Source organism: Paenibacillus sp. IHBB 3054 (genome assembly GCF_051594305.1).
Lineage (GTDB): Bacteria > Bacillota > Bacilli > Paenibacillales > Paenibacillaceae > Paenibacillus_AQ.
On record NZ_JBOFBG010000068.1, the window covers coordinates 1 to 12,337 of the forward strand.

The 12,337-nt window shown below is 35.0% G+C and carries 10 protein-coding genes, 1 other RNA gene and 1 pseudogene; all 12 read right to left on the bottom strand.

The genetic code is table 11. From position 1 onward, the window contains the following. Positions 1 to 125: 125 nt before the first annotated feature. Positions 126 to 486: a transfer-messenger RNA gene (gene ssrA / locus ACQ76X_RS34975) on the bottom strand. Continuing rightward, positions 441 to 974, bottom strand: a pseudogene (locus tag ACQ76X_RS34980) (Rpn family recombination-promoting nuclease/putative transposase); the annotation flags it as partial. The gene ssrA and the pseudogene ACQ76X_RS34980, both read right to left, overlap by 46 nt. 13 nt (positions 975 to 987) lie before the next feature. After that, a complete protein-coding gene (locus ACQ76X_RS34985; protein ID WP_438498478.1) occupies positions 988 to 1,839 on the bottom strand; it encodes a hypothetical protein in 852 nt (283 codons plus the stop codon). Between the two features lie 517 nt (positions 1,840 to 2,356). Next, positions 2,357 to 2,851, bottom strand: coding sequence for a hypothetical protein (locus tag ACQ76X_RS34990; RefSeq protein WP_438498479.1), 495 nt, complete (start codon positions 2,849 to 2,851; stop codon positions 2,357 to 2,359). A 226-nt stretch (positions 2,852 to 3,077) separates the two neighbouring features. Continuing rightward, positions 3,078 to 4,880 (bottom strand): DUF6119 family protein, encoded by a 1,803-nt coding sequence (locus ACQ76X_RS34995; protein ID WP_438498480.1) that lies wholly within the window; start codon positions 4,878 to 4,880, stop codon positions 3,078 to 3,080. Positions 4,881 to 5,028: 148 nt separating this feature from the next. Beyond that, positions 5,029 to 5,658, bottom strand: coding sequence for a recombinase family protein (locus tag ACQ76X_RS35000; RefSeq protein WP_438498482.1), 630 nt, complete (start codon positions 5,656 to 5,658; stop codon positions 5,029 to 5,031). Between the two features lie 189 nt (positions 5,659 to 5,847). After that, positions 5,848 to 6,960, bottom strand: a complete 1,113-nt coding sequence (locus tag ACQ76X_RS35005; protein ID WP_438498483.1) for a site-specific integrase — start codon at positions 6,958 to 6,960, stop codon at positions 5,848 to 5,850. 20 nt (positions 6,961 to 6,980) lie between these two features. After that, positions 6,981 to 7,193: a helix-turn-helix transcriptional regulator gene (locus ACQ76X_RS35010; RefSeq protein ID WP_438498484.1), complete on the bottom strand. Its 213-nt coding sequence runs from the start codon at positions 7,191 to 7,193 to the stop codon at positions 6,981 to 6,983. A 175-nt stretch (positions 7,194 to 7,368) separates the two neighbouring features. Further along, positions 7,369 to 9,120 (bottom strand): DNA primase family protein, encoded by a 1,752-nt coding sequence (locus ACQ76X_RS35015; protein ID WP_438498485.1) that lies wholly within the window; start codon positions 9,118 to 9,120, stop codon positions 7,369 to 7,371. Further along, positions 9,107 to 9,694 carry a hypothetical protein gene (locus ACQ76X_RS35020; RefSeq protein WP_438498486.1) on the bottom strand — a complete coding sequence of 196 codons (588 nt, stop codon included), beginning with the start codon at positions 9,692 to 9,694 and terminating at the stop codon, positions 9,107 to 9,109. Before ACQ76X_RS35020 ends, ACQ76X_RS35015 begins: the two co-directional genes overlap by 14 nt. 182 nt (positions 9,695 to 9,876) lie before the next feature. Next, positions 9,877 to 11,280 carry a hypothetical protein gene (locus ACQ76X_RS35025; protein WP_438498487.1) on the bottom strand — a complete coding sequence of 468 codons (1,404 nt, stop codon included), beginning with the start codon at positions 11,278 to 11,280 and terminating at the stop codon, positions 9,877 to 9,879. A gap of 303 nt (positions 11,281 to 11,583) precedes the next feature. Then, on the bottom strand, positions 11,584 to 12,337 hold a 754-nt coding region (locus ACQ76X_RS35030), incomplete at its 5' end, for a hypothetical protein (protein ID WP_438498488.1).

Sequence of the window (12,337 nt, forward strand, 5' to 3'; positions counted from 1 at the left end):
TATTTCAGTGTGGGCAAAATTAAGCAGACAACTTGGAAGTCCAAAATATTAGGAGCCATTATAGCTATTTGGACTACAATTCAGGTCTTGAAAAATAAAAAAATGCGCTCTAGGAGAGGGTTTCGAGATGGAGGGGAGCCGAACCCCTGTCCGAAGATAACGGCACATAAGTTTCTACGAGTGTAGTTACAGTTTTGATGTCACCCTAGAAGCCCCCCGTAACCGGGTCCCCTTCGGGTCAGCCTGATTATCTTCTTCCGTCCAGGCGAAGACCAGACGGCGTATCCCACTACTTATTAGCCCCTATCCCTGTCACATGGCGATGCAGGGTAGAAGCACGCGCACAGTTTCTTTAGGCTGCGAAAGCGTTGTTGTTTTGTTGTTTGCCGTTTAATAGGCTTTAGCGTTGATGAAGTTTGCATGGTAAACAACACCACATGTTAAGGATTTAACGACTTTATTTCACTTTCACTAAGCCCTGTTGCCTTAGCTACAGCTGCATAATCCATCCCCATTGCCAGCAAATTACGAGCGACTTCTCTTTTCCCTTTGTTTACGCCTTCTGCAATACCCGCAGACTTCGCCCCTTCAACCATAGATGCTTCATCATGCAAATATTTCTGTCTGGCCTCATACAATCGTCTGGCATCCGAATCCTGACTCAAATATTGCAAAGTATCCATAGCCTTTTCCAAGCCCGGCTCATTCATCTTCAGCACCTCCCATTGTGATGTATCGGCACCCTTTAAGAACAATAGCCAATTAATCAGCCCGCCCTCAGACGGAACACTTCGTTCGTCCAGTTTCGGCAATTCCAAGAAATGCACTTCAATATCGTCAATCAAAGGTATCCCTGTCCGGTCTTCCCGCAGATGGAATACGTTATGATATTGCTCATTCTTTAAGAACCCATAGTTTAAAATGTTAATCGTCACGCATTTCTTCAACTCAGGATATTTGTCTCCCTCGCTGAGGCTCGCCAGCAAACTAATCACTATAGTTGATTCCTTTGTCATCTTTCAGACACATACATACTTTATTAGAAAACTTACTGCCCATATATTTAGCTAAGATGATCTTTTCGTCGTAAGATATACGGTTATATTCTAGAAATTCACTAAACATTATATAATCCTTCATTTCAATCTTTGGGAGTGAATATCCCTTTTGTAAGCGAAATAGTTTCTGTAGCTTATTCCAAATTTTTTGTGCTTCGTTCTGTTCGAAACTTATTTTTTTATCTTCTTCTATGCGCCTTGCTAATTGATGATGATGTTTTTTTATGGCTCCATTTTTACCACGGGCAACCATCATTTTTAAGCTAAGCGGCTTCACACGCTCAATAATTTCAAGATGATACCAGAATGGCTCTTCAAAGAGCTCATAATCCGTGACAGCTTGGATGATATCCTCATTTTCCGTCCCCGAGATATCATATCCATGCGCTAACAATTGCTGAATGAGAAGGTTATTATCTGTTTCTGACAGAACCTCAATATAACATCCAAAAACAAATTCTCTAACCACATCTTCGTACTTTTCTCCAAAACTATTATGTAAAAAACCGATACCACTTGTATAGCTAGCTGTAGATTGCCCGGTATACTCATCAAAAAAGTCTTCAACACTATAATAATCATCAACCGAGATTAAATCATTTTCCTGAACCAGCATACCCGAACAATCCCATGGAGGATCGTATTCGTGAGTAATTTTATATTTAGGTGTAAACATGAAGTCATATGCTAACTCTTCAGCTAAATTAGTCAATAATACCGGAAACTTCGCCTCAACCCTGCTCCTTATTTCTTTCGAAATCATTTCTAAAGAATGTTTCATTCTTCCATCTCCCCCATCAAAAAAGACCATGCTTAATAAATAATTAGGCACGGTGCTTCCGTTGAAAAAGTTTATAATGGTTTGTAATAGAATAACATACTCGCACCCTATTTTCACTCTTGAATTCAATTTCTAAACGGTGGAGGATGTAAGCACAAAAAAAGTTATACCCTGCCTTTTAACGAGTACGTATCATCTAACACTTCTGCTAAATCGAAAAAAGACACCCCTAAAGGTGTCTTTTACTTTACTCCATATGGAACCGAGGGGATTCGAACTGTTGTCCCAATCTTTTTATCCTATCTCCCAACAAGTTAAAAAATACCGAAAAGGCTTATTCTATAAGGCTTTTCGGTATTTTATATGTTATTTAAGGTTAGAACGATTTATCGCTGGTATTTCTGATCTAAAGCTTTTGTCTACAAGATGTCTACAAAAAACGGACAGGAGTTTGGATAACAAGCCGATAATTATTATTCAGTATTATTGAACCTTATCATAATTGGTTTTAATGAAGTTAGGCTAAAAATCGACTAATATCATCATGAGTAAATATATCTTCATTTTCATATATTATTTGAGAAAAAGTATTACTCATCATTTCGGCAATAACACCTGTAACACCATAATTTTCATTGCTATACTTCTTATTTAAATGAATGTTATCATCGGAAAAATCGACCTTCGCTTTAGCAGCCTTTCTTATAAGATCATAAACAGTATCAAAAGCTAATGTAAATTCAAGTTTGTGTGCAAGATTGTTTCTTATAGTGTTCATTTGAAGCAATAAATCTTCCATATCGGGAGAAATTCGATCAATTGCACGAACAACTTTAACTTTAGCATTAAAGCCTGTCGTTATACTCTTCAATGCATCTGGATTCTTAAAAGACCTCTGTAAGATTTCACTGAGTAATGCTTCTATGTATATCTGTCCGCGAATAAAAGCTTGGAATGGTTCACCATACGCCTCTCCAGTAGCATAGTTTATAATATTTCTGGGATCATTCATTTGTATATCAACTACAACTCCTTTGGTATTTCCCTTATTAGAAGTCTACACAGATACTGTCGTTAGGTTTATCTAAGATACTATCATTCAGATGCTTTTTTTCATAATACTCACGAAAAAACTTGAATTTCTAAGATTAGTTCAAATCTTCATCTTTAAAGGTATGCATTTGTTGTTGGTCTGCACTAAATGAATTAGCGCGGCAAAGCTATTTTCTAAAAGATACTCATCTGGCTAACTGCACCATTTTTAACGGTATATCAATTGCCCTTAAATTTTTATGTAATTCTATTACAGAGAACTTTGCAATGTTAGAATCAAATAGTTGAATATTAGTTATTTCTCTTTGAGCTACGGCACTATCAAGGAATGCCAATCCAACTACTACCTTTGTGCGGTTTCTAAATAATTCAACAAACTGCTCTTTTGTAATTGAATTTGCCTGAGCAATTAATTTTTTCGAATATTCTGATTGCGGGTTAGATATTACTGATTCCTCATACAAAAGTTCAATTAAACTATAGTCATGTGACAGTTTTACTTGTTGAATTAATCTTGAAGCTATAAAAATTTGTGCAGCTAAATCTCTGAGTGTATTGTTAAATCCTTTTTTGACATGTATTAGATAAATGGTATCATGATCGAATTTTAAGATGTCACATATTTCTATATTGTGTGGTGTAACTTTATCAAACACAAAAAATCCATCTTTATTAAAATACATCTGATTATATTCATTTTCAGAAATAGACGCTTGTTGATCCCAAGGCTCTGTTAATAATAGGGGATCATTTGCAAATGAAATTATACTAGAGCACTGAGAATTTAAATCCTCTATAAATGTATTTTGAACTCTGCACCAATCTCCATCAATAAAGAAATAGTGGTTATTCTTAAATGTAACTTCCCCATGTAGATGCTTTAAAAACCATCCTTCAGTTAACTTCATATTATCAGAATCATAGCTTTTAATTCGTATTTTTCGTATGAATTCTATCTGATCTTCCTGGGTTAAAGTTAGAATATCAGTCCTTTCTATCAGAAAGTCTTTGAGTATCGATACACTGTCTAATGAAGGAAATGAATCATTTTCAATTGATATGGAAGAGTAATTTTTAAATATTTTATAACTATCAGCTATTTGAAACTTCTCAAATTCGGGATGACAAAAATCTACATCCAGGTATTCATTATTATTAATATAATTCACAACTTTTTCTAAAAGACTATTTTCTAGTTCAGCTATGAGTTGTCTGTTTTTTTGTCCTTTATTATTTATTATTTCAATTTTATTCACATTAAAATTTGCTGGAGTATTGAACAGTTCAGTTATCTTTAGCATTAGTGACAAGAGAAAATCAAAATTTATTGATTTATTAATCTTAAATGTTGATTTAGCAATGCAACCAACATCTTTTTTTACCTCATTCACGGAAAACCCAAATTTTTGTGCTAATACATCAGGATTAAGCGCTGCTTTAATCTGTTTATATAGCTTTCCAAATTCCTGGTCATCGATTAACCTATAATCAAATCTAAAATACTTTTGGCTACCAAGAATTGAACCCGCTATTCCCCTTTCTGACAAAGCCTTAACAACCTGACTATTTTCTGAAATTAACTTTGTTAGTAATTCTAGACCAAAATTGCTATTAATATAATCTTGAATCATAAAATTCCCTTGTCCGCCGCTAACCGCATATAAATGCTCTTCATCGCTAACAAACATAACAAAAGAATTATCTTTATTTTTACTTTTTAGTAATTTTGAATCATTGCTAAGAATAGGGATAAGGAAATCAGCCCATTGAGGTTTTCTATGTTTTTCTGAATAAAAAATGTTTACTTGAAGTCCTTTTGTATCAAAATCCTCAACTAATTGTTGCTCTCTAAAGCTCTCTTTCTTATTTTGAAGATTATTATTGTAATTTAAAACTATTGATTTAATAATTTCCAAAGTAGAAGTGTTCTCTTCAAAAAGCCCTTTATTGATATGGTAAATGGCAGTCTGCATCGTCACACTCGGCATTTTTGTCCTCCTCAATAACACGATTCTATTTGGTCACTATCTAATAGTTCAATAGTAGCAGAATATTACAAATAATGCAGAAAAAATACTTAGAGATTCCGAAACTATACAAGTTAAAAACATTCCGCCCACATCGAATACGACAAACCTAAACGTGCTTCTCTCCTATGTATATTTCCTCATACTCCTTCATCCGTCGATAAAACGTTCGATGCTTCAAATCTAGATACTTCATGGCCTCAGTGGCTGTTATAGCACCGGATTTCCATTTATTGTATATCCGAATGAATGTTTCATTATGTTTCACGTACACCTTTGGGCGACCAAATTTCACACCTCCAGCCTTAGCAACCTCAATACCCTCAGCTTGCCGTTGTCTGTTCTTCTTTCTCTCCTGCTCGGCTACATAAGCCAACAAACTTAAAAACTGGTCCTCCATTACTTTTCCGAAGTCACCCATAGTTCGAAACTTCCTGGAATCAAACAACGTTTCATTATCCAAACAAACGATATCAGCTTTCACTTCACGTGTGATGTATTTCCATTCTGCTATAATTCCATCATAGTCACGGCCCAACCGATCCAACGCATCGATGTATATTAAATCACCTTCCCGGATCATTAGACGTATAGCCTGATAACGAGGTCGATTAAAATCCTTCCCACTCAGTTTATCAACAAATATATACCTTTCATCAATCCCGAGCTCCCGAAATTTCACGAGTTGTCTCTCTGGATTCTGGTCTTTTGCTGATACTCGTCCATATCCCATTTCCATCCATAATCCCTCCTACATATTTGTGCCAAAACACCTACAATTCCAGTGGCACATGCCTAAAGTGTTTTAATGATGTTTTGACACACAAAAACAAGACGCGTAGAAGCGTGCCAAAAAGCATGCTTTATGACACAGTAAAAAGAAGCAGCTAGGAAAGCCTGCTTCTGCTATAATCCTCCCCTTTAAACACTATCGTAAAGCATTACTCATCACGCTTAATGTGCTCTTATGGGTTTTATCAAATCGGTGGGTATAAATTCTACTCGTTGTACCAATGTCGCTATGGCCTAATGCTTGGGAGATAGCCAACAAGTCAACACCCTCATCATATAAGATGCTTGCAAAAGAGTGACGAAGATCATGTAGCCTTATTCGAGGAAGTTCATTCCTTTCTAGGAACTCTTTAAATTGTTCAGTGAGTGAATTTACTCTGTAAGGTTTTCCATCATCACGAGTTACAACATAACCGCTATCCTCATACTCTTTCCCTAGAATTTTCTTGAGTTCACTTTGCCGATTTTGAGTTCTTAGCAAAAGTTCATATAATTCATCTTCCAAGAAAAGCGTTCTTCTACTTTTATCCGTTTTCGGTGTTTTGATTATGACATTTTTACCCGCACTCGTTCTAACCTCTTGAATTTGTAGTGTTCGATTACCTAGATCAATCCACTTCCATTTTAGTCCCACAACCTCCTCTCTCCTAAGACCTAGAAACACCGAGAGACTTATTGGCAATTCTATTTTGCTATCCTTCAACTTTTTCAGTAATACGTTTAATTGTTCCTTTGTATAAGATTTCCCCTCAAAATTTTTCTTTCGAGGCAACGAAACAGCGTCAGCAACATTTCTGTAAAGAAACTGTTGTTTCAATCCATAATCCAATGCCTTACGAATGTTGGCATGATGTTTATGAACGGTATTTGGCGACAAGCCTTTTTCATCCATCAAGTATTTATAGTACTGCTGTATATGAGATGGCTGTAACTTTTGTAACTCAATCTCCCCTAGGTATGGAGTTATGTGCTTATTGAGTATATTTCTGTAGCCGTATGCGGTTGTCTCTTCACAGTTATACTTCACATAGTTGTCCATCCAATGATTAAAGAACTCTGAAACCGTAATTCTGCTGCTTTCAACTAGTGTATGCCTTTGCTGATTGTATTCAAATTCAGCTAAAAGTTTCTTTGCCTCGGCTTCTGTTGCTGCATAAACATATTCCCTAAGCCTTTTTCCAGCGTTGTCTTTACCAAGTTCTTTAGTAACTCGGAATTTCTTTCCGATCTTTTGGATACTTCCAGCCATATACGCTCCTCCACTTCCGCTTACTTCATTGCACTATCCATAGTAATCTCAGTTCCTATATTGGCCTCTAACCACTCTTCAAATCTCTTGGCCGGAATGATAATTTTTTTCCCGATACGAATCTTAGGAAAATCATCTCTACTCACTAAACGATAAATAGAATTCCTTCCGAGCGGCAGTAAATCTAATAAATCAGTAATGGTATAGAACAACAATTGATTATTGTCCGACATCTATTTACCTCCTCAATTTTATAATATGGAAGTTCATTTTTTGAATTAACGATTGATTGTAGCCAATAGTAGCTTAAGGGTAGACCTCAAGGTCTACACCTAATAGGCCTAAAAATCCAAAGTTTACAAGCGTTTACGAAGTCTGTAGACAATGTAGACATTATAGAGCAATCTCTTAAGTAATAATCTCACTATACCTAGAGCGTAATTCAATGCCTCTAAAGCCCCATAGTGGTGACGAGCCATCTATTCGTATTTTAGCTGGAAGTGCACCAGTCTTTTTAATCTCAACGTAAAATTCTTCTTTGGTTACGGCCCTCTCACCATTATCCTTACAGTAAATAAGATACGTAGGGTACAGCTGTCTTCTTTGTACCTTCAGTTGATGGTTATTAACTTCTACCACGCATCTATCTACCAGAAAACCAGGTACATTATTTAGCTCGCTAATATATTGCTGTTTAAACTTCTGTGCGTCATCACTCTCAGTAAATACAAGCTCATTTTCTTTAAGTTTACGCAGCCCCTCTAGTGCCCAATTAACGATATATGATTTTTCTGCTAGCAGCTTATCCATTAAATTTTTATCCCTACGTTCTTCAGGGATTGTATTGTTAAACATTAAGAATAGAATACGATCAGTAAAAGCAGCGGTACCATCTAACTTATTCAGTAATGGCATATGATTTCCAGCAGCAACAAGCTTTGTCTTTCCATAAAATTGGAACGGATCTTTTCCCTTTTTCTCAGCAGTTATCAAGTCTCCCCCTGTAATCATTTTGATTATATCCGTGGCTTTTATAGGACCATTCTCATCCATCTCGGCTGTAACATTTAGCTTTGATCGGAACAGTTCTGCTGTCATGAACCGACTCTCACTTAATTGTTTTAATGACATAGCAGTTGTATGTTTAGGGCCGATAAGGGATCGCCATAGCGACAGCCAAATACTCTTACCAGTATGAGGTAGACCAAGCAATACAAAAAATTTCTTAGCTCGCCATTCATTACTTATGATATATCCAGTCAATTCTTGAAGTGACCTAATTTTTTGAATATCACCCTGCGTACAATCTTCCAAAAAATCATCAAAATAATTATTTTCAAGCCTACTTCTATTATCCCGATGAATACGTGTAAGATTGCCAAGCTTCCCATAATCCGCATCAATATAGCTTGTAAATAGAAAGTGGGGACTATGAGTATGCTTTTCACCTGTTCTTGTATTCAGGACAATATCCTTGAAATTTATCAAATCGACATGAGGGTCGAAACCCTCATGCTTGATCTGAAGTTCAGGACTGCTAATGATCCGATGCACTACTTCTATTATTTTAATTTTACTTAACCTTATATCCATCTCAGGTGTAAGAGATCTTCTTATAGCAACATGGATACTAGCTTCAGTTTGCTCTTCATAACATCCTGTTTCCTCATCGTAAAGGAATATAACTCCTCCACAACAACGTACGAAGCACTCTTCAAGAAACTTAGTTTTGACTATATAGTCCAATGGAATCTTTTTTTCCTCAGCTCCAGAATCTTTCTCTGCGTGCTCTCCTTCTTGTTTGGAAGAGGCTAGTGTTCTTTTTTGCATCTCCGGATTTCTACTAGTTTCACTCTCAAAATTTTCATCATTCTCAGCTATGAAATCACTACTTATCTCTTTCTTTGAAGGCAGAGAATTGATTTGATCCTGAAAAATTTCGAAATTAGTTTCATGAGACAAAGTATATGAACTACTTGGTAGTCCATACTCTTCAAAATCATTAGATGAATCCAAGGATACAACTCCCATACTCTTAGATTGAATGTAATCTCTCTCTAAAGAACCTGGAACTAACTGAATCAGTTCCTCCAATGTTACTAAGTTCGCTGCCTCCTTTGAATGATTCCCAGTATATTTAAGCTTTCTAGACTTCTTCATTGAGATCATCCTCTATTTTAAGTAAAAATTCATTTAATCCCGGAAAAGACTCCTCCAACATACTCAGAGCAATAGTCCTCATTTTCTCCATTATTTGTTTAGAAGCAGTGAAGATATGACTTACTTTCTGATATGCTACTCTTCCATCAAATAATGAGAATTGAACAAAATCAGGACATTCAAGGAACACCACTAATAACTCACTAGTTTCGCCATTCTCTTGGCTATTAGATAAATCAATAGAGTCGTTACCAATAGTAATATGGAAACTCACATCTGACTTATCCCTACAATCCACCCAAACTCTAAAAGGAAAAGAGCCTGGAGTCTGTACGAAAGGAACGTGCTGGTCAACATGACTTACGTGGCATGCCTTATATGCTTTATTTCCCCTACCAATATATCCAAAAATTAAATTAAATTGTTCAAGTCTCGTATTGCCTAGATAGACATATGGCTCGATTCCATCACTAGCGAACAGTTGAATATCCTTTTTTTTACGTATCATCTGATATGCCAGCTTCTCTTCAGTCTCTGAAAATTCATTAAGTACATCTACTGCTTTTGTTATCATTTTTTCACACTTCCCTCTAATTTTGTGATGATTCATTCCGAACACTTTGAGTATTCTTAATGCGATCATCGACTTGAACATAGCTTATCAGAGGGTATAATTGGTAAATAATAGAATCACTATAGAATAAATTCCCAAAAAAAATAAAAGCCGCAGTTCAATTTCAGAACTGTGGCTTTTATTTAAAGATTCCATCCTCTATTTCTAATTTCATTAAGAAACTTGGTGTACTCTTTCCCTCCCTCCTCTTCATCAAATTTCCTAAAATATGCTTCAAACGTATTAACTAATTTCTTGAAAGTTATCTTTTTCTCTTTATTCGTATGCAATCTAGAAATCTCCATGAAATCATCTGCCATATTTTTAGTCAACCAGTGCATCGCACAATTTGTATCGTTTCGTATTTCTTCAATATTCTCCTCAATCCATTCTTTGGACTTAGAATCAATTAATGAGAAGAAATTATCTCCGTCTTTTATATTTCTATTAACTTCAATACGAATACCCTTAATTTCAGAGTAAAGACTCATAAAAACCTCTTTATAATCTTCTGTAGATTTAATTTTACCAACACTATCCATTATCTTAATTTTATTAACCAAAGCTTCTTTTCTAGGTCGTTTAGTCAATTTATTTAAACTTAACTTCATATGTATTTTCTTCAGCTCATCATATGAGTTGGGATCTACATTAAGGTTTATAAGCCTTGAATCTTTCATAAGAGGGACTAGCGAATACATCATATTGCGCAAAAAAATAATTAGAAATGGAATAAGCATGAAGTTAAAGAGAAAAAAATACTTATACCCTTGCATATATATGTATTTGCTGTGCAGCCCATCATTTCTGTGGAACGCTAAAAGAAAAGCACTCCTTATTTTGTAATCATCAATAAGAGCAAAGGATGAAATAATCTTTAGCCCCTTTTTATTATATTTACTTGGTTTAGAACTAGGATTAGATAATATTTTATGAACTGCATCAAATATGAGCAACATATCGGTATCTCTTTCAAACATATTCAGTTCTTCTTTAGGATCGTGTTCGCTCGCTTGTTCAGTCATTTTTTTCAAAAATAAGTCTGTACTTTCAAATGCGTATTTAGAAAATACCTTAGAATCGTCTTTACCTTTAGCTTTATTCACTATACGATTTAGCTGCCTTGTCAAAGTCATTTTACCTTTGTTAAACTTACGATCAAATATATTACGATATAACGAACCAGATTTCTTTGAATACTGATGCCAGACCTGCCCAAGCTCCTCAGAAGACTTCTTTTTATTTACCAACTTAGGGGAAATAAATTTTGTTATGTCGGATCGTAATTTATTACTCCCTTCCTCATCATCGCTCAAATTATATTTAATATTGCATAAATCATATAGGTATTGCTCTGTATAATATTCAATGAATGCATTTGGATCTTCAAAGTATTCATTACCAGCGATTAAGCTATTATTAAGAGACCACAGTTCATCATGCTTCTCAATTAATGTTAGCTCTTGTTTTGAAAAACTTGTTACTTCTTCATAAAGAATATGCAAGGCGTATTCCTTAACTGCTCTGCTTAAAAAATCTGCATTCATCTCAAGGTATGTGCAGATTTCATCAAATACTGGTCCTAAATTAATTGATTCGATTGTGTTTTTATAATTAGTGAGCTTCTTTGAATTCTTGAGCTCGAAACCAAAGTAGTTAATTACTATTTTCTCAGCTTCGCTGATTACAGTATCAATTATGTTCTCCTCCTCTATTATTCATTACTATTAATTTCATACTTTTATAGATTTAATTATGTAGAATCACTTAAGCGTTGTAAACTACATTAAAGCTGTTTCAATTTTATAATTAAAAAAAGAAGAGGATGCGATCCTCTTCAGGTTACTTTATCAAATAGATTTTTTAAAAGTGTACGTTCCAGAAGCGAGTCCCCACCCCGATGAGTTTTGATTTGGCTTTACTGCTATTTTTAATGAAGCACTGTTTCCGTTGAGTGTTAATGTTATCGTCCCTGTTTCTCCCCAGCCATCATCATCAAACGAGCCTTGAAGTACATTATTCTTTATCGTACCTGTAAATTCAACATAAGCCGACTTATCATCGATGGTGTTAATATTTATTTCAACGCTAGCCTTATTATTAGCATTGATATTAATAATAATTTCATTAAGTGAATTTTTTGGATCAACATACTTAAGCTTTCCACTAAGCCCACCACTCACATTTTTATTCAAATTATATTGTATGAGCTGATATGTCTGCTTGTCATTTATTTTTACTGTTTTTATCATCGCTGTTGCTTTGCCAATAAGTTCAGGTTTAAAACCCTTCTCCCATAAACTCTTTGGTTTATAAATCATTTTATTTCCTTCATAGTCAGTACCAGCGTTATAAATTTCTAAAGACACTGAGTATGAACCATCTTTATTTTTATACATTGTCACAGCCTGGGAGAAGTTAGGGAACGGCTCACCAGAAGCAGCAGGCCATTTGTAAATACCATTAGAATAAGTGTATCTGTCAGTTTTTTGATGCTTAATAGTTAAGCCAAAATATTTTTTAATTGATTCGGCTACATAGGAGTCGTTGATGGTAAAATATGAACCATTAATTTTAATTTTATTATCCGCGTTAATATAGTTA

Excerpts from the sequence above, each read along its gene's own strand:
- ACQ76X_RS35015 (WP_438498485.1), bottom strand. The coding sequence starts at position 9,120 with ATGAAGAAGTCTAGAAAGCTTAAATATACTGGGAATCATTCAAAGGAG.
- ACQ76X_RS35010 (WP_438498484.1), bottom strand. The coding sequence starts at position 7,193 with ATGTCGGACAATAATCAATTGTTGTTCTATACCATTACTGATTTATTA.
- ACQ76X_RS34990 (WP_438498479.1), bottom strand. The coding sequence starts at position 2,851 with ATGAATGATCCCAGAAATATTATAAACTATGCTACTGGAGAGGCGTAT.
- ACQ76X_RS35000 (WP_438498482.1), bottom strand. The coding sequence starts at position 5,658 with ATGGAAATGGGATATGGACGAGTATCAGCAAAAGACCAGAATCCAGAG.
- ACQ76X_RS35025 (WP_438498487.1), bottom strand. The coding sequence starts at position 11,280 with ATGAATGCAGATTTTTTAAGCAGAGCAGTTAAGGAATACGCCTTGCAT.
- ACQ76X_RS35020 (WP_438498486.1), bottom strand. The coding sequence starts at position 9,694 with ATGATAACAAAAGCAGTAGATGTACTTAATGAATTTTCAGAGACTGAA.
- ACQ76X_RS34995 (WP_438498480.1), bottom strand. The coding sequence starts at position 4,880 with ATGCCGAGTGTGACGATGCAGACTGCCATTTACCATATCAATAAAGGG.
- ACQ76X_RS34985 (WP_438498478.1), bottom strand. The coding sequence starts at position 1,839 with ATGAAACATTCTTTAGAAATGATTTCGAAAGAAATAAGGAGCAGGGTT.
- ACQ76X_RS35005 (WP_438498483.1), bottom strand. The coding sequence starts at position 6,960 with ATGGCTGGAAGTATCCAAAAGATCGGAAAGAAATTCCGAGTTACTAAA.